At 71.1% G+C, this 23,433-nt stretch carries 21 protein-coding genes and 1 other RNA gene; 9 read left to right on the top strand and 13 right to left on the bottom strand.

Features of this window, described 5'->3' with window-relative positions:
• The first annotated feature begins 1 nt into the window (after window position 1).
• The gene (locus CA12_RS17840; RefSeq protein WP_145360348.1) at window positions 2-1,345 is read left to right on the top strand and encodes a homoserine dehydrogenase; all 1,344 of its coding nucleotides are present in this window, start codon (window positions 2-4) and stop codon (window positions 1,343-1,345) included.
• 134 nt (window positions 1,346-1,479) lie between these two features.
• Entirely contained in the window at window positions 1,480-1,899 is a 420-nt protein-coding gene (locus tag CA12_RS17835; protein WP_145360347.1) for a heavy-metal-associated domain-containing protein, read from the top strand.
• A 96-nt stretch (window positions 1,900-1,995) separates the two neighbouring features.
• Here CA12_RS17835 and CA12_RS17830 read toward each other — a convergent pair whose 3' ends face one another.
• Entirely contained in the window at window positions 1,996-3,270 is a 1,275-nt protein-coding gene (locus CA12_RS17830; RefSeq protein WP_145360346.1) for a phenylacetate--CoA ligase family protein, read from the bottom strand.
• Between the two features lie 185 nt (window positions 3,271-3,455).
• Here CA12_RS17830 and CA12_RS17825 point away from each other — a divergent pair, with 185 nt between their 5' ends.
• Both CA12_RS17825 and CA12_RS17820 read left to right on the top strand, forming a co-directional pair.
• Window positions 3,456-3,995, top strand: coding sequence for a hypothetical protein (locus CA12_RS17825; protein WP_145360345.1), 540 nt, complete (start codon window positions 3,456-3,458; stop codon window positions 3,993-3,995).
• Window positions 3,995-5,821, top strand: a complete 1,827-nt coding sequence (locus CA12_RS17820; RefSeq protein ID WP_145360344.1) for a DEAD/DEAH box helicase — start codon at window positions 3,995-3,997, stop codon at window positions 5,819-5,821. The genes CA12_RS17825 and CA12_RS17820 overlap by 1 nt, the downstream gene beginning before the upstream one ends.
• A gap of 48 nt (window positions 5,822-5,869) precedes the next feature.
• Here CA12_RS17820 and CA12_RS17815 read toward each other — a convergent pair whose 3' ends face one another.
• The 8 genes from CA12_RS17815 to eboE all read right to left on the bottom strand — a co-directional run bounded on the left by CA12_RS17815 (window position 5,870) and on the right by eboE (window position 13,385).
• Window positions 5,870-6,685, bottom strand: a complete 816-nt coding sequence (locus CA12_RS17815) for a hypothetical protein (protein WP_145360343.1) — start codon at window positions 6,683-6,685, stop codon at window positions 5,870-5,872.
• 85 nt (window positions 6,686-6,770) lie between these two features.
• Window positions 6,771-7,040, bottom strand: coding sequence for a hypothetical protein (locus CA12_RS17810; protein ID WP_145360342.1), 270 nt, complete (start codon window positions 7,038-7,040; stop codon window positions 6,771-6,773).
• 24 nt (window positions 7,041-7,064) lie between these two features.
• Complete coding sequence (locus CA12_RS17805) at window positions 7,065-7,901, bottom strand: 3'-5' exonuclease family protein (protein WP_145360341.1); 837 nt, start codon at window positions 7,899-7,901, stop codon at window positions 7,065-7,067.
• A 1-nt stretch (window position 7,902) separates the two neighbouring features.
• Window positions 7,903-9,063, bottom strand: a complete 1,161-nt coding sequence (mutY, locus tag CA12_RS17800; RefSeq protein ID WP_145360340.1) for an A/G-specific adenine glycosylase — start codon at window positions 9,061-9,063, stop codon at window positions 7,903-7,905.
• The gene (locus tag CA12_RS17795) at window positions 9,060-9,785 is read right to left on the bottom strand and encodes a hypothetical protein (protein WP_145360339.1); all 726 of its coding nucleotides are present in this window, start codon (window positions 9,783-9,785) and stop codon (window positions 9,060-9,062) included. The genes mutY and CA12_RS17795 overlap by 4 nt, the downstream gene beginning before the upstream one ends.
• 67 nt (window positions 9,786-9,852) lie before the next feature.
• A complete protein-coding gene (locus CA12_RS17790; RefSeq protein WP_145360338.1) occupies window positions 9,853-11,115 on the bottom strand; it encodes a GIY-YIG nuclease family protein in 1,263 nt (420 codons plus the stop codon).
• A gap of 66 nt (window positions 11,116-11,181) precedes the next feature.
• Window positions 11,182-12,171, bottom strand: a complete 990-nt coding sequence (locus CA12_RS17785) for a DMT family transporter (protein WP_145360337.1) — start codon at window positions 12,169-12,171, stop codon at window positions 11,182-11,184.
• The gene (gene eboE, locus CA12_RS17780) at window positions 12,168-13,385 is read right to left on the bottom strand and encodes a metabolite traffic protein EboE (protein WP_145360336.1); all 1,218 of its coding nucleotides are present in this window, start codon (window positions 13,383-13,385) and stop codon (window positions 12,168-12,170) included. Before eboE ends, CA12_RS17785 begins: the two co-directional genes overlap by 4 nt.
• 167 nt (window positions 13,386-13,552) lie before the next feature.
• Here eboE and CA12_RS17775 point away from each other — a divergent pair, with 167 nt between their 5' ends.
• From CA12_RS17775 to CA12_RS17765, 3 genes are all read left to right on the top strand, one after another.
• Window positions 13,553-14,233, top strand: a complete 681-nt coding sequence (locus CA12_RS17775; protein WP_242688002.1) for an RNA polymerase sigma factor — start codon at window positions 13,553-13,555, stop codon at window positions 14,231-14,233.
• A gap of 82 nt (window positions 14,234-14,315) precedes the next feature.
• The gene (locus CA12_RS17770) at window positions 14,316-14,843 is read left to right on the top strand and encodes an anti-sigma factor (RefSeq protein ID WP_145360335.1); all 528 of its coding nucleotides are present in this window, start codon (window positions 14,316-14,318) and stop codon (window positions 14,841-14,843) included.
• On the top strand, window positions 14,840-16,015 hold the full coding sequence (locus CA12_RS17765; protein ID WP_145360334.1) for a hypothetical protein: 1,176 nt from the start codon (window positions 14,840-14,842) through the stop codon (window positions 16,013-16,015). Before CA12_RS17770 ends, CA12_RS17765 begins: the two co-directional genes overlap by 4 nt.
• Window positions 16,016-16,031: 16 nt before the next feature.
• Here CA12_RS17765 and CA12_RS17760 read toward each other — a convergent pair whose 3' ends face one another.
• Window positions 16,032-18,566 carry a hypothetical protein gene (locus CA12_RS17760; protein ID WP_145360333.1) on the bottom strand — a complete coding sequence of 845 codons (2,535 nt, stop codon included), beginning with the start codon at window positions 18,564-18,566 and terminating at the stop codon, window positions 16,032-16,034.
• Window positions 18,567-18,670: 104 nt separating this feature from the next.
• Window positions 18,671-19,402: a DUF480 domain-containing protein gene (locus tag CA12_RS17755; protein WP_145360332.1), complete on the bottom strand. Its 732-nt coding sequence runs from the start codon at window positions 19,400-19,402 to the stop codon at window positions 18,671-18,673.
• 148 nt (window positions 19,403-19,550) lie between these two features.
• Here CA12_RS17755 and CA12_RS17750 point away from each other — a divergent pair, with 148 nt between their 5' ends.
• Complete coding sequence (locus CA12_RS17750) at window positions 19,551-20,975, top strand: outer membrane protein assembly factor BamB family protein (protein WP_145360331.1); 1,425 nt, start codon at window positions 19,551-19,553, stop codon at window positions 20,973-20,975.
• A 28-nt stretch (window positions 20,976-21,003) separates the two neighbouring features.
• Here CA12_RS17750 and rsgA read toward each other — a convergent pair whose 3' ends face one another.
• Window positions 21,004-22,251: a ribosome small subunit-dependent GTPase A gene (rsgA, locus tag CA12_RS17745; protein WP_145360330.1), complete on the bottom strand. Its 1,248-nt coding sequence runs from the start codon at window positions 22,249-22,251 to the stop codon at window positions 21,004-21,006.
• A 24-nt stretch (window positions 22,252-22,275) separates the two neighbouring features.
• Entirely contained in the window at window positions 22,276-22,782 is a 507-nt protein-coding gene (locus CA12_RS22620; protein ID WP_207622035.1) for an FHA domain-containing protein, read from the bottom strand.
• A gap of 153 nt (window positions 22,783-22,935) precedes the next feature.
• Between CA12_RS22620 and rnpB the strand changes: the two genes are divergently transcribed.
• An RNA gene (rnpB, locus tag CA12_RS17735) (RNase P RNA component class A) lies at window positions 22,936-23,431 on the top strand.
• Window positions 23,432-23,433 lie beyond the last annotated feature (2 nt).

The following is a 23,433-nucleotide window of genomic DNA, read 5'->3' as shown; positions in this document are numbered from 1 at the left end:
CATGTCGAATCCGGCCGACGTTCCCGCCCCCTCTCCGTCGGCGACCGGCGGACCGGCCGCCGAACCGTTGGGCGTCGCCCTGTTCGGGCTGGGCACCGTGGGCGGCGGCGTCGCGGAGCGGTTGCTCCGGCATCCGCAGACCCTCACCGCCGGCCGCCCGCTGTCCCTCAAGCACGCCGTCGTGCGGGACGTGGCGAAGAACCGCGGCATTGATCTGCCCGCCGGCGTCCTGCACGACGACATGCGGCGGGCCGTGGACGACCCGGCGGTGGCGATCGGCGTGGAACTGATCGGCGGAATCCCGCAGGCGTTCGAGCTCTGCCGCGACCTGCTGCGGGCCGGCAAGCATGTCGTCACGGCGAATAAGGCCCTGATCTGCGAGCGCGGCCCGGAACTGTTCGCTCTGGCGGCCGAGCACGGCCGGATGATCCGGTACGAAGCCGCCGTCGCCGGCGGCGTGCCGATCGTCGCCGGGCTGACGGAGTCCCTCGCTGCCAATCGAATCACCGGCATCCGGGCGATCCTGAACGGCACGAGCAACTTTCTGCTCTCCCGCATGGCGGACACCGGCGCCAGCTACGCCGACGCCCTCGCCGAAGCGCAGAAGCGGGGCTACGCCGAGGCGGATCCCTCAATGGACGTCGACGGCACCGACGCCGCCCAAAAGCTGGTCATTCTCTCCCGGCTGGCCTTCGGGGCGGAGGTGACGTTTGCGGACGTCTCCATGGGCGGGATCGACGTACTGGACGCCGAGGACCTGTCCTTCGCCGAAGAACTCGGCTGCGCCGTGAAGCTGCTGGCGGTGGCGAAGCGCACGGAGCGGGGGCTCGAACTGTCCGTGCGGCCCACGCTGGTGCGGCGAACGGACGCGGTCGCGAATATCAACGGGCCGATGAACGTCGTCGCCGTGCGGGGCGATTTGGTGGGCGACGCCTGGTTCGCCGGTCCGGGCGCCGGGCGGGAGCCGACCGCCTCCGCGGTGCTGGCGGACCTGCTGTCGATCGCCGCCGCCCGGCCGCCGTTCCGGCCGCGCCAGCCGGACTCCCCGCTGCGGCCGGTGCCGGCGGACGAGCTGTTCAGCCGGTTCTACCTGCGGTTCCGCGTGGTCGATCGGCCCCATGTTTTTGCGGCCCTGGCGGACATCCTCGGCTCCTCGGGCATCAGTCTGGCGAGCATCATCCAGCACGCCGGGCCGGAGGCCGACGATAACGCCGACCCGTCCGTCGTCTCCGTGGTGGTGATGACGCATCGCACCTCCGGCGCGCGGCTGCGGGCCGCTGCGGAGCGGTGGGCGAAGCTGGAAAGCCTACGTGGCGAGCCGGTCGTAATGCTGGTGGCGGACTGAGCCGCCGCGGCTTCGCGGTCGCCCGCGGCGAAGCGGTGTTCCGAGCTGGACGCTGCGGTACAATCGGCCCCCCACGGCCGTTCGAGCGAAGACTCGGCGGCCTCTTCCCCCCCGATCTGGCCCACCCCTTCGCTATGAAGCGTCTGATTCCGTTCGCCGCCCTGCTCTGCCTGCCGCTGGCCCTCGTCGGCTGCGCCCCCGAAGACGGCGCCGTCGACCCGGTGGCCCCCGTCGCCCCGGTGGACGGCGACGTAGACGTCGAGAGCGGCAGCGCCGTCGAGAGCGGGAGCAGCGCCGCCCTCGGCAGCGACGCCACGGCGATCCTGGCCTCCTACGAGGGTCCGGTGACCTTCACCGTGCCGGACATGAACTGCCCGATCTCCTGCGCCCCCGCCGTGCAGAACACCCTGGCCGAGCTGGAAGGCGTCTCCGACGTCCAGACCGACGTCCCGACCAACACGGTTAAGTTCAACGTCGGCAAGGGTTTCAACCTCGAAGCCGCCAAGAAGGCCCTCGCCGCCAAGAACTTCCCCGTCGAAAACGTGATGATCTGAGTCCAGACCGGCTTCGGCCGATCGACTCCGACGACGCCCGCCGGTCCCGCGACCGGCGGGCGTTTCGCATGGGTGGGCCGGAATCCCTCCGGACACTCATCCCCTGACCCAGCGGCGGCCCTTCATTTCGAACCGCGGCAGCGCGCCGGCCGCGGCGGGGACGATCTCGGCGGTGAAATTCAGCCGCTCCTTCACCGCCTTATGCACGCGGGGCAGCAGGGCGGCGGGGGCGAGGCCCTCCGCGGGCTCGATTTCGATCCGCAGGTGCGGCATCGCCCGGGCGGTAGTGACCGTGACGCGGTACTCGGCGACGCCGTCGAGCGTCCGCAGCACCGCGTCGACGGCGGAGGGGAACACGTTGTTGCCGCGGATCGTCACCATGTCGTCCAACCGTGCGAGGATGCCGCCCTCCAGCCGCGTGTAGGGCAGGCCGATCGGCGAGGGACCCGCGGAGCGCCGCACGAGGTCGCCGGTCCGGTAGCGGATCAGCGGCGAGGCCAACCGGCCGAGGTTCGTCACCACCAGTTCGCCGGCCTCGCCGGGGGCGACGGGCTGCTGGGTCTCCGGGTCGAGGATCTCCGCCACGAACTCCCGATCCAGCACGTAGATCGCGTCCCGGTCGCCCTCGGCGACGGCGGTGACGGAGCCGAGTTCCGTCATGCCCCACTGATCGAACACCGTCGCGCCCCACGCCTCCTCGATGCGGTCCCGGACTTCGGGAATCGCCCCGCCCGGCTCGCCGGCGACGAACAGCTTGCGAACGCTGCACCCGGCCAGGTCGTAGCCGGTCGCCTCGGCGACCTCGGCCAGCCGCAGGGCGTAAGTCGGCGTGCAGCCGACGACGGTGGGGGTGACGGTCGAGATCAGCCGCAGCCGGCCCTCGCTGCTCATCCCCCCGCCGGCGATCGTGAACCGGCCGGCGCGGGAGGCCCCGTCGAAGGCGGCCCAGAAGCCAATGAACGGCCCGAAACTGAACGGGAAGAACAGCCGGTCCTCCGCCGTCACACCGGCGAGGCGGTAGATCTCCTCCCAGCAGCGGCCGAACCAGGCCCAGCTGTCGGCGTCGTCCAGCCAGCGGAGCGGCTCGCCGGTGGTCCCGCTGGTCTGGTGGATGCGGTTGTATGCCGCAGCGGGCTTCGTCAGGACGGTGCCGAACGGCGGGTTCGCGGCTTGATCGTCGACCAGTTCCTGTTTCGTGCAGAGCGGCAACCGCGTCAAATCGGCCGCCGTGTGGACCGTGGACAGGTCCACGCCCGCCAGCTTCGCAGACCAGAACGGGCTGCGGGGGACGGCCTCCGTCAGGAGGACGCGGAGCTTGGCGGCTTGCTCCCGGTCGATCTCCTCACGGGTGGGAAAGGGGGCGGCGGGCATCAGCGGCGGGCGGGCGTCGGCGGGAAGCGAACCCGATTCTGACCGCTCCCGCCGCCTCGGGCGAACCCGGAGCCTGTGCGGGCGCGAACGGAGCGACTCAAGGACGGCCCCCCGCCCCGACGATCCCACCCCGGCGGCCACGGATCGGCCCGCGAAGTTCGAACAGCGACACGGACGGACGCGCGATGGCGAAAGCGGACGAGACACTGACGCTCGGATTCCTCACAGCGGTCGACCTGCCCGGCGGCGGGCACGTGGGCGGTCTGTTGATGACCGACCGCCTCGGCCGGCCGCTGGAGTTTCAGTGCACCACCCCCGTTCGGCCGGACCGCACCCAGCAGATCCTCTACGGCCCCACCCTCGTCCCCTACCTGCTGGGCGAGGTGATCGGCGGCACGCTGGTGAAAAAAGCTGGCGTCAAACCGAACCTGATCCTCTGTGAGAGCGCGGCAATGCTCTCGCTGCGACCGCACATCGACCGAGCCGTCGCCCGGGTCGAGGGCGACGAAAAGGACGCTCCGCCCGAGGGCCACAACGCCGGCCCGAGCGGCGGCTCGGCACTGTCCGTCGGCTGTCGCACGCTGCACTTCCACCCGTCGCACGGGAGCGACCGGGACTTCGTTTCGAGCTATCGCGACCGCATCCCGGAGCACGCGGACCTCAGCGAACCGTTCGAGCGCGTCCGCGAGGCACTGGCCGAAACCTGTAAGTCGGTGGCGGCTTGATGACGGCCCCCCTCCCCAAGGATAGGCCCGAACCGATCGAACCGCCGACTGTCCTCTCGCCGTTCGCGTCGCTGACGGCGTCGGTGCACCCGTCGGGCATGAACCCGTCGCTGGGGCGGGCCCCGAAGTTCGAAACGCGGACGATCCCGCTGGGGTCGGAGCCGACGCTCGAGCCGCGCTGGCGGCCCAAGCCGCCGCGGGTGATGACGGTCAAGCTGACCTTCCCCGAGGGCGTCCCCCTGCTGGATCCGCCCAAGCCGAAGCTGCACAAACCGGACGCCCCGCCCCGCACGCCGGGCAAGCGGACCCGGCTGCGCCCGCCGAGCCAGACGCTCGCGCTGAGCGATCGGCTGTTCTACATGCTCCAGCCGCCGTTGGAGGAACTGCTCGCTGGGCAGGACCTGCACATGCCGTTCGAGCCGTTTCCCTACCAGTACCAGGGGATCGCCTGGCTGTTCAGCCACGACAGCGCCCTGCTGGCGGACGAGATGGGCCTCGGCAAGACGATGCAGACGATTACCGCGATCCGCCTGCTCCTGCGCAGCGGGCAGGTACGGCGGGTGCTGCTGATCTGCCCGAAGCCGCTCATCCCCAACTGGCAGCGGGAGTTCGCCTTTTGGGCGGAGGAGATCCCCGTCCACACGATCGACGGCAACTGGGACAAGCGCAAGGAGGCCTGGACCCAGCCCGGCGTCCCCGTGCTGCTGACGAACTACGAAAAGATCACACGCGACTGGATCGATCTCGGTCCGCCGCCGAAGCTCGACGGCAGCCCCGGCGAGGGCGAGGGCGATCGGCCGCGGTTCGACCTCGTCGTGCTGGACGAGGCCCAGCGAATCAAGAACGGGGAGTCCGTCACCAATAAGGTCATCGGCAGCGTCCCCCGCGGCCGGTCGTGGGCCCTCACCGGCACGCCGATCGAGAACCGGCCGGACGAACTGGTGAACCTGTACCGCTTCCTCGGCCCGCTCGAAAAGGACGAGGACGCGGACCTCAACCGGCTGCGGGTGATCTCCGAGAATCACATTCTACGGCGCTCCAAGGACTTGGTGCATCCGGACATGCCGCCGCGGCTGGACCGCACGGAGTACCTCGAACTCGCCCCCGCCCAGCAGACAGCCTACCACACGGCCGAAAAGGACGGCGTCGTGCGCCTCAAGGAAATGGGCGACGACGTGACCGTCAGCGGGGCGATGGAACTGGTGATGCGGCTCAAGCAGATCGCCAACTTCGACCCGCTGACCGATCAGTCCTGCAAGCTGGACGCCCTGTGCAGCGACCTGGAGGAGATCACCGCCAGCGGCGGCAAGGCGATCCTGTTCAGCCAGTGGACCAAGACGATCGACTGGATCGACGGCCACCTCAAGCAGCGCGTCCCGCAGTCCAACCCGCTGATCTACCACGGCGGCATCCCGCACAAGCAGCGGGAGCCGATCCTGGCGAAGTTCAAGGAAGATAAGGACAGCCACATCATCCTGATGAGCTACGGCACCGGCGCCGTCGGGCTGAACCTGCAGTTCGCCGGCTACGTGTTCCTCTACGACCGCTGGTGGAACCCGGCGATCGAGGATCAGGCGATCAACCGCGCCCACCGCGTGGGCGTGAAGAACAAGGTGGTCGTCACCAAGTACATCTGCACGGACACCGTCGAGGAGCGCATCGACAAGGTGCTAGAAGAGAAGCGAGACATCTTTAAAGCGGTCCTCGGCGAGGCCGACAGCGAACGCGAAAACCTCGGCTGGCAGGCCAAGGACATTTTCCAACTATTCGACCTGCAGGTGCCCGGCAAGGAAAAACTCGACGGGCCGCTGCGCATGGCGGCGTGAGAACCCCGTAACGCAGAGGCCCCGCGGGGCCACTGCGTTAGAAGTGATTTACGGATTGCGCACCTCCCGCCCGGTGGCGAGCGCGATCCGCCCCATCGTCCAGCGGGCGTTCACGTCGCGGACGGGGCGCTCCACCACGCCCCACGCGGCGGCGGCGTCGACCCCCATTGGGCCACGATAACCCGATTCGCGGGCGCGTTCCCCGACGGCGGTCCAGATCGGCACGGCATCAAGCAGCGCCGGGGACAGTCGCGAGAGGGGTTCGGCACTGCGAAATCGCCCGGTCGGCGTGCTGTGGAGAAAGCAGACACCGTCGAACGTGACGCTGTCGTCGCGGATCGTGAGGTGGGCACTGTATTCGCGGGCGCGATCGTCCCGCGGCTCCGCTGTCACGCACAGTCCGCGTTGAAAGACGCCGTGCGCCCATTTGGCGTCCGCCTCTGAGAACGGCCCCATGCCGAACCTCAGCCCGCGGCCGCTGCCGCCGTGCTCCGCCTTCAACACCCAACCACGTGGATATTTCGCGAGGGCGTCGAGCACCGCAGCGAGATCGTCGAGCAATTCGCACAGGACGACCTCGCCGGCGATGAGACCAAGCGCCTGTTCCGTCTCCCACTGCCAACGACGGGAGTTGACGGCCCGCGCCGCCGTTGAATCCGGCAGCGAGGCTATCACTTGGGGCCGCACGCCGTTCTCCGCGAGCCACCGCAGCGTGTGAGGCTCCACGCCCCAAGGAACGATCCGGTCGTACCGCTCCGAGTCTCGAATCGGCTCCCCCGGCAGAACGATCGTGTCGGCGGTGCCGCAAAGGTCGGACAGCGTTGCGGCGAGACGTTCGTTGATTGCTCGTAGGTTCTTCGGCAACGTCGTCAGCGACGGCTTCGCCAGCCGGTCGTCGAAGTCGAAATTGGCGACGTAGAGCGTCGGGCCGGGGGCGGCGTTGAAGGGCTCAGTCCCAGTCGAGGAATTCGTCGACGCCAGGTTCGTTCCAGTCGGAGATGCCGGCGTTGTAGGCCTCGCCGACGAGAACCTCGCGGTACGCCTCGGCCTCATCGACCGTCGGCGATTCGCCGTGGGCGGAGACGTAGGCCCGCACGAGCAGGTCGTGCGTCAGGGTCTCGCGGAGATGTTCCAACGTCTCCTCGACGTCCGGCCGGGTGTCGTCCGGAGCTTCGTCGCGGAGGTCGAACCGTTCGGCGTCGTCTTCGATCTTCAACATCACCGGCTCCGGCGGGGGCGGGGGTCAGAACACAAGTTCCAGCGTCTGGGATTCGTTCAGCAGCTTGCTGCCGACCGTGATGCGGTCCTTGACGAGGCTCTCGGCCCCGGGGATGCCGACCACGAATTGCACCTTACCGTCGCGGATCGGCAGGAACCCCCGGCGGTCCGCCAGGGAGTTGCCTGGCAGACGCATCAGGAAGTCGTCGGTGCCCTTCACCATCCCGTACAGGTCGTGCTTCGGGTAGCGACGCAGCCGCAGTTTCTCCGGCAGATCGACTTCGATCACGATCGCGTAGTCCTGCATCGGCCGGGGGTCTGGGGGGACCGTCCAGACGGTGAAGCTCCCTTTGCGGATCGCCGTGCCCCCGCCGGGCAGCTGGATTGTTTCCGGGTTGGCGCCGTCCCCGTCGCCGTCGCCCTCCCCTGTGCCGGCGCCGGTTCCCTCGGAGACGCCGCCGGCGGAGGCGGTCAGCACCTCGACCTCCATCCCCGGAGCGTCCTCGGCGAAGAGCTCCAGCGGCGGGGCGGTGATCTGCAGCGGGCTGCCGCCGGATTTGTCCCACTGGGTGTCGATCAGTTCGATCTCCGCCGACTCCTCCGTGCCCGGCGTGACGGAGAGCATCAGCCCGCTGCCGGTGCCGTGCAGGTCGATTGCCCAGAGGGCCATCGCCAGCAGCACGCCGCCGTGGACCGCGAGGGAGACCCCCAACCCGCCGGCGCCTTCCGCCGTGCCCAGCCCGAGAACTGCCAGCGCCGTCGCCCACCGCGACCGCGGCGTCTCCGCCGGCGATTCGTCTTCGCGAATCGGCGGGACTTCGGACATGGGGTCCCCAAAGGGCGGGTGGACGGCGGCAGTCATTCTACGGCGCTCCGCCCTCCACCGACAGATCGGCCAGCCGCTGCGCGAACTGTCGTCCCGTCTTCGACAGCGGTACGTCCGTCAGGTCCGCCGGCCTCGCCCACCGCAGCGCCGCCCGCGACCGCAGCCGGCCGCCGGTGCGTTCGCCCAGGAAGCACAGCAGGCGGATGCGGAACCGGGTCACCCCGTGCCGAATCTCCAGCGCCCCCGCCCCCACCGTGCAGCGGACGCCGGTCTGTTCCCGGACCGCTTCAGACAACCACTGTTGAAGCGGCCCGAGGTCGTCGCCCAGCGGCAACGAGCGTTGCCGCCCGTCGAGCGGCGGCACGTCGGCCGTCAGTTCCGCCGGCGGCTCGAACCGGGGGAAATCCCACAGACCGGCCCAGCGTTCGCCCTCCTCCCGCTGCCGGATCAGCACCGCCCCGTCCGCCCGCCGGACGGCGATGGTCGCCTCGGTGACGTTCGTGATCGTCGGCCGCGCCTTCGGCGGCGGGATCACGTCTTGAGCGTTCAGAGCAAACGCGACGCACCACCGGCTCACGGGGCAGGCGCCGCACCGTGGTTCCTTCGGCGTGCAGACGGTTCCGCCCAGCTCCATCACCGCCTGATTGAGCGTGGACGGCCGGGCCTCCTCTGTCGGAGCCGCGACGAGACGTTCGGCGAAGCCCCACAACGCCGCCTGTCCGGCGGCGGAGCGGGGATCGTCCCGCAGGCCGATCAGCCGGGCGAACAGGCGGAGGGTGTTGGCCTCCACGATCGGCGCCGGCTGATCGAACGCGAAACTGGCGACGGCTCCCGCGGTGTAGCGACCGACGCCCGGCAGCTCCCGCAGGCCCTCCACCGTCCGCGGCCAACTGCCCCGGACGACGATCGCCTTCGCCGCGGCGTGCAGGTTGCGGGCACGGCTGTAGTAGCCCAGACCCTCCCACAGACGCAGCACCGCGACTTCGGGGGCTGCGGCTAACGCCTCAACGGTGGGGAAGGCGGCGAGGAACCGCTCCCAATAGGGGACGACCGCCGCGACGGTCGTCTGCTGGAGCATCACCTCGCTGACCCAGATCGGATACGGGTTGGCCGTCCGCCGCCACGGCAGATCGCGGCCGTGGGCGGCGTACCAATCCAGGATCGCGGTCCGGAATGCGGGGAGGTCCGCGTCGTTCACTCGGCCGCCGCGTCCTCGGCGGGCGTGCCGTAGACGGCGAGATTGTCGAAGGCCCCCGAGTCGTCGAACGACCCGATGCCGACCTGCCCGTGCATGAAGGTTTTGTCGACGGCGGTCATCGCCGGGGTCTCCATGTCGTCGAAGTAGACGCTGATCTCGCCTGTCGCCGGCTTCCGCACGACGCGGGCGTGGTGCCACTCGGCATCCCAGGGGGTGCCGTCGGTGGTCGTCTTGGAGATCGCCAGCCGCGGCTTGTCGTTCACCACGAAGATCTGATTGGCGTGCGGGTCCGCCTCCTTGCCGAAGTGCACGTAATAGAAGTGCGACGGGTCCTGATAATTGAAGAACAGGCAGAGCGAACGGTGGCCGTAGTCAGTCATCGTGCTTTGAAAGTCGACGTCGATGATCGTCTCCGCAAGCTGGACGTCTTCCACCAGCGCGATGTTGTGCGGGCTGCGGACCGGCGGCTTGTAGTCGCTGACGCGGACGGTCAGGGCGTAGACGCTGTTGCCGTTCGACTGCTGCTTGACCGTCCACGCCTTCTTGTCCGTCGGGGCGAAGGCCGCGGCGGGCTCAGAGCCTTCGAAGGCGGCGAGGAACGCCCGCGGCTGACCCAGCAACGTCTCCGCCGGGGCGGCGTCGCGTTTCAGCGGCGGCGCGTTTGCGGCGTCGACCGGTTCGGGGCCGGCGGCGAGGGCGGCGAACAGCAGGGCGGAGAGCATCGGCGGATTCCGAAACGGGCGAGTGGGCCGGACACTCTGCCCGGCCGCTCCGCCCGCTCGCAACCGACTACGCCGCGACCTCGGCCGCTTTTCGCTCCGGCCGGAAGCCGCTGCGACAGGCCTCCAGCGCCTCCGCGGGCGTCATCACGCCTTCGAGTTCCGCCGGTTTGGTGCGGAACCAATGCCCGGTCAGGTTGACCGTCGGGTGCGGGGGAATGTGGTGGCGGGGGAGCAACCGGCCGTCGTCCACCCAAGCCGCCAGCAGCCGCTCGGCGGGCTTGCGGCGGCGGCGGTCGGCGACGGGGTCGTGCACCACGGCGGCGACGTGACCCCGTTCGATGAGGTACCACAGCCGCCGCCCGTCTTCCGGGCCGCCGGCGTCGCGATTCTGCTCCGTACCTCGCCCCGCGACAGTGGGATAGACAAAGTGAAACGTCTCCCGCACGGTCCGCAAATCGTGCAGCTTCGTGGCCAGCCATTCGACCGCGGTGGCGGCGTCCCGCAGTTTGGCGGCGGTTTCGAACCGCATCTCCCGGGCGGCGCGAGCCATCCGCTCGGCGAGCACTCCGGCGGGGTCCGGGCCGTCGGCTGCGGCGCTCAGGCCGCGGAGCCACCGCAGACAGGCCTCTTCCCGCTCAGCGTAGGCCTTCCGCGTGCAGGCCCCGGCGCAGGGGCCGAGGCAGGTGCCCAGATCAATCCGCAGGCAGCCGGGGCGCTTCTGCGTGGGGAACAACTCCGCCTGATCGGCCCAGTGCAGCGTGACCTTGCCGGTGCAGTCCCGCAGACCGTAATGCAGATTCAACGCCTCCGCGGCGGCGGTCAGCGTCGCCCGGCCGCGGAAGGGGCCGAAGGCGACCGCGTCCTTCGGCGGAGTCGTGGTGACGAACACGCAGCGGGCCGGGCCGCGACCGACGCACAGGTATCGCGGCCGTCGGCTGCGGGGCTGGTCCTTCACGTTCCAGCGGGGCCGCCAGGTGCGGATCAGTTGAAGTTCGCGGAGCAGGCTGGCGAAGTCCGTGCCGGTCTCCTCCCACACCAGTGTGCGGGTTTCGCGGATGATTTTCGCCGCCTTCTCCCCCTCGGCGCTCTTGCCGAAGTAGCTCAGCAGACGGGTGCGGAGGGACTTCGACTTGCCGACGTAGATCAGCCGGCCGGCGGCGTCGACCATGCCGTAGACGCCCGGACGTCGCGGGCAGGCGAGCCGCATCCGCTCCTTGAGCTCCTTTTTCCGCTTCGCCTCGACGACGTGCAGCGGGGCAGACGGCCCCGGGGCGGCGAAAGGATTGGGGCCGAACGCGGCGAACGGTTCGGGCTGCCAACTGATTTGCACGCCGTGGGCTCCGCCGGGTCCGTCCGTGAGGGTCGTGCGGAGTGTACGCCCGAACGCCCTCCGGCGTTAGCCGCCCTCTCGAAGAGGGCGACGAACCGTCGCACCGCGGGGGCGTCGGTTGATCAGCACGATACCGGTCGCCACGGCCCCCGCCGCCACGAACAGCCACGGCGACAGCGGATCGCCCAGCATTAGCACGGCGATCGCCACGCCCCACACCGGCGTCGCCGCGTTGAAGGCCGTCACCCGGCTGGCCGAGTAGCGTTCCAGCAGCGCCGTCTGGGCCCCGAAGCAGAACCCGCCGACGAGTAATCCCTGATAAAGCAGCGCCAGCACGGCCTCCGTCGTCAGGCGGGCCGGCTCGAAGGTCTCCACGGCCGCCGCCAGCGCCAACAGCAGCGAGGCCCCAAGGATGTCGTGCCACAAAATCAGCGTGCCGGGGGGGACGCGTTTCGTCGTGCGCTTCGTCACCACGATCTTCGCCCCCAGCAGGAAGCCGGAGAACGCGACGATGAAGTCCCCCCGCAAGGTCGCCGGGGTGCCGCCGCCGGAGACAGTCTGCCCGGCGGTGAACAGCACGGTGCAGACGCCCGTCGCCGCGACGGCCAGCCCCGCCCATCGCAGACCGGTGAGGCGGTCGTCGCGGGAGACGAAGTGCTCGATGACCGCGGTCCAGAACACGAACGTGTTGATGAACAGCGCCGCGTGCGAGGCGTTCGTCGCCGCCACGCCGGTGTGGTAGAGGGCGATCTGCACGAACAGAAACAGCCCCAGCAGGCCGCAGGGCCGCCACTCGTGCCGCCGCGGCCACAGCCGCTCGCCGCGGGCGGCGCACCAGCCCAGCATGAACAGGCTGGCCAGCCAGAACCGGATCGCCGCCCCGAACAGCGGCGGCACGCTGTCCCCCGCGACGCGAATGCTCGCCGGGGTGCCGCCCCAGAGAATCGACAGCAGGATCGCCACCGCCGCCGCCTTCCACGGCAGCGGCTTGGAGGGGCTGGCCCGGGTCCTTGCAGCCGGGGCGGCCGGGGCTTTGGGAGGCGCCGGCGTCGTCACGCCGCCCCGTCGTTCTGGACAGTGGTTGCGGCGATCGCGGCCGCGGCGAGCAGTTCCGCAGCGATGCCTTCGATCTGTTCCTCCGGCGTCGGCGTCGCCCCGGGCAACACCGGCCAGGTGTAGGTCTCGACCTCCAGGTGCGGGGCGTACGGCAGCCCCGCGACCGCGGACAGGGCGGCGGCCAGCTCCGGCCGAGTGGTGTTCAGCGGGCCGAGGTCCGTCCGGCTGATGGGCACGTGGAAGTGGGTTCGCCAGGCGTCTGCGGCGAAGAACTCCGGCGGAGCGGCGTCGGCGAACTCCGGGGCGATGTCCGCCGCCCGCCCCCGCACCGCCCAGGAGTCGCCGTCTCGGACGGCGGCGAAGGTTTGGTGCAGATACCGCGGCTCCGCATACCGCACCAGCGCCGCCCGGGCGTCGGCGTCGGCGGGGTCCGGCAGCTCGACGGCGCAGGAGAGCTGCACCTTATTGATCCGCACGTCCGCGGCCTCGAACGCCGCGACGACCTCGGCGGCGGCTTCGAACTCCACCGCCTGATGGCAGACGTCGTAGCACACGCCCAGATGCGTGCGGGCGGCCGCCCCGCAGCCGGCTTCGTCCGCGGCGGTTCGCAGGCGGTCGAAGAAGGCGATCGTCTCCGCGGTCGTCTCCAGCACGCAGAACGGTTCGGGCTCGATCGCCAGTCGGACGACCCGGCCGGTGCGGTCGTGCAGTTCGTCCAGTTCCCGGGCGAGGGCCAGCAGGTGGTCGATGCAGCGCCGCTCGAAGTCGGCCGGCAGTTCGCCGTTCAGGGCGCTGCCCAGCGGCAGCGTGGAGACGCTGCCCTCCCGCCCCTCCGGCAGCAACGCCGCAAGCAGCGCCGCACACCGCCCGGTGTAGGCGAGACGCAGCGGGTCCGTCCAATCCGGCAGGTACACGTCCGCCTTGACGGCGTCCCGGTGGAAGTCGCCGAAGGGAAAGGCGTTGAGCGTGTAGCAGGTCAGGTCGCGCTCCCGCAGGAACGCGGCGATGCGGGCGAGAGCGCCGGCGTCTTCGGTCAGCACCTCGGCGACGGGCGCGGCGAACCACAGTCCCACCGCCAGCGGACCGGCCCCCGCGGCGGCGAGACGGTCCCGCACCGGGACGGCGAACTGTTCCAACCCGTCCAAAACCTCGGCGACGCTGCGGCCGGGGTGCACGTTCGTGCAATAGCAGGTCGGCAGCGAGGGTAACGTCACGAAGAAGGGGGGCGTGCGGGGCGGGGCGGGTCGGCCGAAACGGGCGCGGGGCGCCGATGGTATCGGTTCCTGCCGCGGGGCCGGTACACTGCCGGACCCTGCCGGCGGGGTCCACCGCCCGCCGCCGCTTTCCCGGTCTCCCCGTTCACCGCCCGCTCCCCCGCCGCGTGCCGGACGTCGCCCCGACCGCCGCCCGTCGTTCCGCGGCCGAGTCCGCGGCCGGTCGCACCGTCCCCCTGCCGACGTCCGGCGAGGCGGCCAGCCCGTCGGCCCTCCGCGACCCGAACGTGCAACTGATGTTGCAGGTCCGCGACGGGGACGAGGCCGCCTTCGCGGAGCTGGTGGAGAAGTTCCAGGCCCGGTTGGTGACGGTGTTCACCCACCTCGTCGGTGACCGCAGCCTCGCGGAGGACCTGTCGCAGGAGGCCTTCCTACGGGTCTACCGGGCCCGCACCGGCTATGTGCCGACGGCGAAGTTCAGCACCTGGCTGTACCGCATCGCCCACAACCTCGCCAGCAACGCCCGCCGCGGGCTGGGCCGGAAGAAGGAGATCCGGGTCGATCCGAAGGTGGGCTCCGCGACCGGCACCCACGAGCAGATGGCCGTCGAGAAAAGCGGTCTGATGCCCAGCCGGCTCTTCGCCAAGGACGAATTGCGGGAGAAGGTCCGCGAGGCGCTGGACACGCTCTCCGATCGGCAGAAGCTCGCCGTGCTGCTGCACCGCTTTGAGGGCATGCCCTACGCGGACATCGCCGAGACGATGGAACTGTCCCCCGCCGCCGTGAAAAGCCTGCTGGCCCGGGCCCGCGAGAACCTGCGTTCCAAGCTGGAACCGTACGTGAAGTGATCGTCCCCGCCCCCCGCCTTTCCCCGAGCCTTCCCCGCCGGCCGCTCCTTTGAAGGGACCGACGACCGCCCCGCCCCCCGCCATGTCCCAGATCGCCCGCCTGACCGCCGAAGACCGCGACGATCTCGTCGCGTACCTCGACGGCGAATTGGAGGGCGCGGCCAGCGAGCGCATCGGCAAGGCGCTCGCCAGCAGCCCCGTCGCGCGGAACGAGGTGGAGATGCTCACCCGCACCTGGGACCTGCTGGATCTGCTCCCCGCCGCGGACCCGGACCGGGAGTTCACCGAACGCACCCTCGCGGCGGCCCGCTCCCTGGACGAGAGCGTGCCGCTGTCGGACCGGGCCGCGGTGCACGTCGCCCGGGGGGCCGGCCTGCTGGCGCTGTGGGCGGCGGGGCTCGCGGGGGCGGCGACGGTCGGCTACCTCGCCGCCGCCGAATGGGCTCCTGGCGCCAGTGACGCCCTCGTGCGGGACGAACCCGTCCTCCGCGACCTGCCCCGGCTGCGCGACGCCCAGAGCGAAACGTTCCTGCAGGAACTGAACCGCTCCGGCGTGCTGATCGACCTGCCGCCGGACCTCGACCCCGAAGCCCCCGCGTCGCCGGAATGATCCGCCGCCCCCTCGCCCCCGGCGTCGCCGCGGCGGCGCTGCTCCTCGCGGCCGCCGCCGTCCCGGCACAGGGTCAGGATGCGGACGCCGCCAGCCGCGCCCGCATTGAAGCCCTGACCGCGGAAGAGCGCGCCGCCCTACGGGACCGGCACGAAGCGTTTCTCGATCTGCCCGAGGCGGAACGCGAGCGCCTGCGGTCCCTGCACGCCCGGCTGGAGGCGGACGGCCCCGCCGGCGATCTGAACCAGACGCTCGACCGCCTGCGGGCCGTCCTCGTCCGCCTCACCCCGGCGGAGCGGGCAGCGGTCGAGTCGGCGGACACCCCCGCGGAGCGGGTCGTGCTGCTGCGACGCGTGATCGACGGCTACCGTTCGATCCCCCCGCCGCCGGAGGGATTCAGCGACTTTTTCAACCGGGCGCCCGGCGAACGTTCCGCGGCGGACTGGCCCCGGGTCGATCTGATCGAGGAGGAACTGATCGTCCTGCTGGCGGAGCGCAGCAGTTTGTCCCGGCTGACGGGCGACGACCCGCTCGCGGCGCCGCGTCCGGAACGGCTGTTTCGGGTGCTCGAGTCCGCCGCCACGACCCGCGGTTCGCTACGGCCCCGCCCGCCGGAGGAGTGGCTGCCGGACACCCTGCTGACCGAACTGGACGCCCGCCTGACCGCCCGCGGACTGCCGGGGTTGGACCGCTGGCTCGGGGGGACGGGTCCGGGCGGGGAGTTCGCCGCCCAGTTCGCCCGCGGTCAGTTGGTCGGCATTCTTTCCCGGGCGTTGCGGAAAGCCTGGACCGAACGCGTCGGTGGGCCGAACGGGGAGCGTTTGCTCCCGCTGCTCACCTCCCTGCCGGACCGCGACGCCGTCCGAGCCGCCGGCGGCGCCGCCAGGGAGGAACTGGCCGAGCGACTGGTCCGCTCGCCCCCCGAGGGGCCGGACGAGACGGTCGCCGGACTCTCCGAAGAGGAGCGGGAGGCTGCCGTGCGGGCCTTCGAACTGGCGGATCGACTTCGCGACCTGAGCTTCGGCTCCCGCCGCTTCGGCCGCCGCGGCAACGGCGATCGCCGCCCGCCGGACCGCCGGCCGGAGGAGCGCGGGGACGGGCCGCCGAACGGCAACGGCCGGCCGGAGGAGGGCGGCCCCCCGAACCGACCCAGCTTCCGTTCAAACCGCTGACGCCTCCGCTCCGCCGTCAGGCGGACGGTTCGTCCTCGGAACCCTCGTTCTCTTCGTCCGCCGTCGGGGCCGGTTCTTCCTCCGTCGGCTCAGCGGGCTCCGGCGTCATCTCCGCATCGCCTTCCGCATCGCTGGACGGTGCGGTCGCCGCGTCGGGCTTCGCCTCGCCTTCGTCGTTCTCCGGTGTCGAATCGGCCTCCGCAACCGGGGCCGCATCGTTCGCGGACGGGGCGGGCTGAGCCGGCATCGCCGCCGCCCCAGCGTCGGCCGGGGGCGTTTCGGCTGGGGGAGCGGCGTCGGCGTCGGTCTCGCCCTCTTCCTCCGCGGGCGGCGGGGGGAATTCGCCGAGGGCGGCGAAGCTCGATTGCAGCACGCGACCGTCGGTCGTGTCCTCCACCCAGGCGACGACGCTGAGCTGGGTCAGTTGCAGCGGCTTCTCCGGGAAGCGACGGCCGTCGTGATCCTGTTCGTAGCCCACGAGGTACGCCCTCAGTTCGTCCCGCAGATCGGAGACGGACGATTCCAATCGGTAGCTCAACCCGCCCTCGCCGTCCGGCCTCGCGCCAGTGGCGCCGGTCGGCAGCGACCGCACCAGCATCTCATGGGTCCGCACGCCGTTGGGGGCGCCGTAGACGACGTCGTCCTCCACGACGGCAACGTGCAGGCGGTGGTCCGGGGTGAACGGCTCCTCCCGCTCGGCGGAGACCTCCGCGGTGAAGCGGTCGCCGTCGGCCGTCGTTTTGATCGACACGGAGGCCCCGGCGGGTTCGGACCGGCGTTGCTCCACCGCCTCGACGAGCGCGTCGTACGTCTGGGCCGCGGAGCCGATCGGGCCGCCCACGGTGAACTCCGGTTGGGCGCCGTCAATCTGCAGCGTCGGCGTGCCCTGCACCTCGACGGCGGCGCCGCGGGCGACGGTGTCGGCGTTCGTCAGCGGGTCGGGGCCGGGGATGTGCAGGTGATACTGCATGACCAGTAGGTCTTCGGAGGGAAACGTTTCGGTCAGCGCGGTCGTCGCCACGTCCGCCGCGACGCAGGGCGGGCATAGGGAGCCGGTGAACAGCTCGACCAGCACGGTCCGGTTCGATTCGTCCGCCGGCCGGTCCTCCCCCGCAAAGCCCTTTGCCAGCCGGCGGTAGGTCTCGGCGAGCAGGTCGGTGACCGCCTGCGGGTCCTCCAGATCCTCGTTCAGACGCTCGCGAGGCTGCTTCAGTTCCTTCGCCAACTCCGGCCGCTGGAGCAGCGGTTGGATGAGGTACGGCCCATTGGGGATCGCGGCCGCCTCGGCGAACAGGGTGCGGGCTTCGTCGGCGTTGCCGGCCCGCCGCTCGGCCTCGGCGAGTAGGAAGACGAGCACCGGATCGAGCGGCTCCGCGTCCCGCAGCGTGCGCAGTTCCTCCCGACCGGCGTCGCCGCCGAAGCGGTACAGCCCCTCCGCCAGCCGGTAGAGCGTTGCCGGCACCTCCGGCCGCTCCTCACGAATGGTCCGCAACGCCGACAGCCCGGCCTCGGAGTCAGTGGCGGCGAGTTGCATCGCCTCTTCGATGCGATTCGAGAGGGCCTGCTGATCCATACGCCGATCCGCCTCCGTCCGCAGAGCGTCGAACTGCGTCCGCCAACGCTCCGCCGTGCCTTCGGGGGCGGACTCCGGCAGGGCCTCGACGGCCGCGGCGAGTTCGGCATCCGCGATCTCCCGGTACTTCGGCAGGCCCAGCAGGATCGCTCCGGAGGTCCGGCGGGCGTCGGCCTTGGCCCATTCGCCCCAGTTGGCGGCGAAGGCGGCATAGTCGGCGGCGAGAGCTTTGATCGCTTCCGGCGCCCTGTCCTGCTGAGCCTCGGAGGCGACGGCAGCTGGGTAGAGGGCGAAGAACGCCGGGGCGTACGGCCGCTGCTTGGCGACCGGCGTCAGGCCGGCGACCGACTGGCTGACCGCGCCGATCGCCTGCACGGTCTGCTGGAAGCCGGGGTCAGCGAACGCCGCGGGACCGGGGTTCGGTTCGCCGGCCGGCAGCGGAGCCAGCACCGCGGGGGTCACGGCGTTGCCGCTTTCGTCATGCAGCGTCCCGACGACCGCACCGGGCACCGGCTTGCCCTCGAACGTCAGCGACGACTCGTCGTTGCCCTCCCCCTTGATGGTGAAGGAGACGGCCTCCGCGTTCGCTTCGCCCAGGGTCACGTTCGGTTTGAGGGTCCGGAACTGCTCCGTCGGTTCGAACTTCTTGAGGGTCGGCGTGCCGTCCCCCGCGGCGATCGTCAGCGAACCGAAGTTCGAGACCTGCCCCTGCCGCGGGGTGAGCAGGCGAAACGTGCCGTAGGGGGAGATCGGTTCCTCGGCGGCCTGCGGCCCCCCAGCCTGCGCGCCGTCGGCCTGCGGTCCCGCGGGGTCGGCCTGCGGTCCCGCGGGGTCGGCGCCCGCGGCGGTGGGCGGTGCCTCCGGGCCGACGGCGGGCGCCGGTTCCTCCCCGGAGTCGCCGCACCCGGCGAGCAGGCCCGCGGAGACGAGGGCGGCGAACAGCGCCGGGCGGGCGGGGGGGCGGGCGAAACGGGGCATGCGGAACCGGACGTGAGGCGAGGATCACTTCATCCTACGGCGTCCGCGACGTTTTCGCGGGCGCAGCGGGTCGATTCACCCCCTAGCTCCCCCGCTCGCCTGGGTCAGGTGACGCCGAGGTCCCGCCGCAGATCATCCAAGGCGTCCGCGAGCTGGCCGACGCGATCGGTCAGTTCGGCCAGTTCCGTGCGGAGTTCTTCGTTCGCCTCTTTCAGGGCGGCCAGTTCCTCGGGGTCGACGGCGGGCCCCGCCGACGCCGGGCGGGCCGATCCCGGGCTCGCCGCGGCGGCGGGGCTCGCGGCCGGGGCGGCGGGCGGGGCCTCGTTCGGCGGGTAGAGGGCGTGATCGACGGTCGCCCCGCGGCGCTCCAGCGGGCCGTCGGCGGAGACGAAGCCCATCTCCATCAAACCGTCCAGCGCCTCGCGAAGGTCTTCCAGCGAGGCAATGGGCACCATCCGCGACGCCCGCGCCCGCAGTTCGCCCAGCGACTGCCGACCGCGGAGCATCAGTTCGGCCAGCACGGCGATCTGCGGCTCGGTGATCGTCAGCCGTTTGCGGACGAGGTGCCGGTACTTCGCCGCCCGCCCGCCCGCAGTGTGCACCTCCGCCGCGAGGCCGAGCGCGGCGAGGTCGTCCAGCGTTTCCAGCGCCGCGCCCTCGGAGTAGTTCGTGATCGGCTCACGATTGGACGTTTGATTGCAGCCGGTCACCACCGCCTTGAGCGTCAGCGGATAGGAGCCGGGCGTGGTGAGGCCCTTTTCGATCAGCGTGCCGATCACCCGCCGCTGCGGACGGGTCAGGGTCTTGAAGGGCGGGAACTGGTCTTCGGCATCCATGGCGGGTCGGGCGGTTTGAGCGCGGGAGCGAACGGTGACCGCTCCGGCCCAACGCGGCAAGCGCGGTCGGGGGATTCGGGGACGCCTTGGGGCCGACGGACCGACGCGGATAGGATCTCCTCGCCGATCGTTCCGCTCCCGGTGCCGTATGTTCCCGACGTCCCGCCCGCTCTCCGCCGTCGCGCTCAGCATGATTTTCAGCCTCGGCTGCGGGCCGGGGGGCGAGCCGGTAGCGCCGGTGTCCGTCGACGAGACCGGCGGCCCGGTGGCCCCGTCCGAGGGCGCCGCCGTCGACGTCGCGGCTCGTCCGTTCGACCCCGCGGCGCCGGCCGTGCCGACGGCGGAGATGGGCTGGCCGCAGTTCCGCGGTCCGAACCGGATCGGCATCGGCGTCGGTACGAATCCGCCAATCGAGTGGAGCGACGAAAAGAACGTCCGCTGGGTCGCCGACGTCCCCGGCCGCGGCAACTCCTCCCCGGTCGTCTCGGGCGACCGCGTCTTCCTCACCTCCGCGGATGAGGAGACGCAAACGCAACTCCTGCTCGCCTACGACCTGAACAGCGGGGAGCCCCTCTGGCAGCGCGAGGTGGCGACCGGGTCGCTGCCGCTCCGCCAGATGCACAACGAGGGGACGCACGCCTCCACGACGCCGGCGGTCGGCGACGGGGTCGTGTTCGTCTCGCAGCTGCACGACGGGGCGCTCTGGGCCTCGGCGTGGACGGTCGACGGGGAAAGGCTGTGGGGGGAGGAACGGGTCGGAGCGTTCGAGATGAAGCACGGCTACGGGGCGAGTCCCGTGCTGTACGGCTCCGTCGTGATCGTCGCCGGCGACAACCTCGGTCCCGGCTACCTCGTGGCGCTGGACCGGGAGACCGGGCAGGTGCGTTGGCGGACGCCACGCGAGCCGCAGGACACCTACGGCACCCCGCTGATCGCCACGCTGAACGGCCAGGACACTCTCGTCATGGCCGGGAACGGCGCCCTCGACGCCTACGATCCGGCGGACGGATCGCTGCTGTGGTCGGTGGACGGCGTGACCGAGACCGTGGCCGGCTCCCCGGTCTGCGGCATGGCGACCGTTGACGGCGAACAACGACCCGTGGTCCTCGCTTCCGGCGGGTACCCCGGCTCCGAAACCCTGGCCGTCTTCCCGCCGCGGGACGGGGAGACCGAGCCCACGGTCGCCTGGCGGAACCGCGACAAAGCCTACGTCCCGAGCCCGCTGATCCTCGGCGACTTCGTGTACATGACCGGCGACGACGGCCGCTCCTGGTGCTACGACGCCGGGAACGGCGACGTGATGTGGCAGACCCGCATCCCCAAACCGCTGTTCCGGGCCTCGCCGGTGGCGGTGGGCACGGGCGACGACCTGCGAATCCTGCAAACCAGCGTCGCCGGCGTCACCACCGTCTACCGCGCCACGCCGGACAGCTTCGAAAAACTGGCGGAGAACCAACTCGGCGAGGAGTCCTACGCCAGCCCGGCGGTCGTCGGAGACGCGTTGCTGATTCGATCGGCGAGCGGCCGGGGGGCGGACCGGCAGGACCGGCTCTACTGCATTGCCGCGGAGTGACGACTGCCCCGGTCCCGGAGGCCGTCCGTCACTCCGTTCCGCTGATGATGCGGACGTAGCTGTCGTACCGCACGCGGCTGATCGCCCCGTCCAGCACGGCGGCCTTCACGGCGCAGCCGTCCTCGTGGGTGTGGGTGCAATCCGGGTATTTGCAGTGCGGGATGTGCGGCTGGAACTCGCGGAAGTAAGCCTCCACCTCAAAGTTCGCCACGTCCCAGAGGGCGAACTGACGCACGCCGGGGGTGTCCGCGACCCAGCCGGCGTCGTCGCCGACGGCCGCGACGCCGCCGGCGGTGAGTCGGAGGAGGATCGCCCGGCGGGTCGTGTGACGGCCCTTGCCGGTCCAGCCGCTCACCTCGCCGACCCGCAGGCTCCAGCCGGGTTCGACGACGTTCAGCAGGGAGCTTTTGCCGACGCCGCTCTGCCCGGCGACGACGCTTTGCGAACCGGCCAGCAATGCCCGGATGCGGTCCACGCCCTCGCCGGTGCGGGCGCTGGCGAGCACGGTGGGGTAGCCGAGGGATTCATAGAGGGCCGCCAGTTCCTCCAACCGCGGGCGGTCCGCGTCCGGGAGGTCGCACTTGTTGACGGCGATCGTCGCCCCCACCCCGCCCTTTTCGGCGCTGACCAGCATGCGGTCGATGAGGGCCGGTTTGAGTGGCGGGTCCGCGGCGCTGACGACGATCACCACCTGATCGACGTTGGCGACCAGCACGTGCTCCCGGTTCTTGTGCTCCCGGGAGATCACGCCGTGTCGGGGCTCGACCCGCTCGACGACGGCCATTTTCTTCGCCGCCCCGCCGGGGGCGTCGCGGACGCCGTCGGCCTCCTGCGGGCGGATCAGCACCCGGTCGCCGGTGACGACGGCGTTGCGGCCGTCCCGGGCGAGCGTCCGTAGCACGCGGCGAACGGTGCATTCATACCGTTCCCCGCCGGCGTCCCCCGCGGCGGCCTCGGTCTCGACGAGGCAGTGCAGACCGATCGCGGAGATGACCCGTCCGGCGAGACAGCCGGCGACGTCCACGTCGCGGATCAGTTGGCCGTCGCGCTCCTCAGCGACGACGGTGCGGCGGCGGGAGAGATTGCCCTTGCCGGACAGCCTCTCGCCGCCGGTGAGGTCGTCCAGTTCCTCCTCATCCGTGGCGTTCTCGCCGACGACCGCAGCGGGGGCGGCGTCGCGGGTGAGGTCGTTCACGCGGGTGCGATTCGTGCGGTTCTTGCGAAACTCGACCCGGACCTTTTGACCCGAGCCTTTGCCGGAACGTTTGGGAGCCATCAGCGACCGTGGTGGGGGCGGGCGTCAATCATCGTCGTTTCCGAGCAGCATGCGGAGGGCCTCGTCCTCCTCCTCGTCGTCGCCGGCGGGAAGGTCGGTGGGGGCGTAGGTCTTCGGCCGGGCCCGTTCGGTCCGCTCGGCGGGCGGGCGCTCCGGCTTTTCCAGACCGGCCAGCTGCATGAGGCTGCCGCCGAATTGGCTCCCGCCCATCACCTCCGGGACCGGGCCGTCGCCGGCGGCGACGTAGGCGAGCTCGTAATCATGCTTGGCGATCCGCAACCGCGAACCGGGCGGGAGCGCGCTCTCCATACAACGGTTACCGTCGACGCGGATGCCGTTGCGGCTGCCGAGGTCGGCGACGTGCCAGTAGCCGTCTTTCAGCGTCAGTTCGCAGTGCTTGCCGGAGACGTTGTCGAACGGCAGGACCACGTCGCACCGCGAACTGCGGCCCACGACCAGCGGCGAGCGACGCAGCGGGATCGGATCGCCGCCGCCGGTGGGGATCAGTTCTCCCAGCAAGTCGGAGGGCATCGGTCGGTCGGGGCGGCGGGCGAAACGGGCGGGCGACGGGAGAGCAGAATACGCCTCCCCCCGGCCAACGCCACGGGGCCGGACCCCAGCGAGGCCGGACCCCAGCGCAGGCGGGATGGTTCACGGCGGGGGATCGGCTAGAATCCTCCCGCCGGAGCGGACCGGACGGTCGCGGCGGGACGCTGTTTCTTCGGAAGCGGCGGATTCGTCGAGGAAAGTCCGGGCTCCACAGGACAGGGTGGTGGGTAACGCCCACCGGGCGACGCGGTCTTCTTCGGGAACCGCGGAAGCCCCGGGCCAGTGCCACAGAAAGCAAACCGCCGAACGGTCGGCCGCGGCGTTCGCGTCGCGGTCGGTGCGTGGTAAGGGTGAAAGGGTGCGGTAAGAGCGCACCGGGCCGGCGGCGACGTCGGTCGCACGGTCAACCCCTCCCGGAGCAAGGCCGAACAGGGCGGAGGAATCGCCGGCCCGGTCACGGGAAACCGTGGCTGGGGCGGAACGAACGCGGCTCGGTCCGGGCCGTTCGACGTCCGGGTGGGCTGCTTGAGCGCCGTGGCAACACAGCGTCCAGAGAAATGACCGTCGCCCTCGACGACCGGCTTGCCGATCGGCGGGGGGACAGGACCCGGCTTACAGGTCCGCTCCGGTTTC

It is taken from the genome of Alienimonas californiensis, from assembly GCF_007743815.1.
Classification (GTDB): domain Bacteria; phylum Planctomycetota; class Planctomycetia; order Planctomycetales; family Planctomycetaceae; genus Alienimonas; species Alienimonas californiensis.
This window is presented reverse-complemented; position numbering and strand designations above follow the sequence as displayed.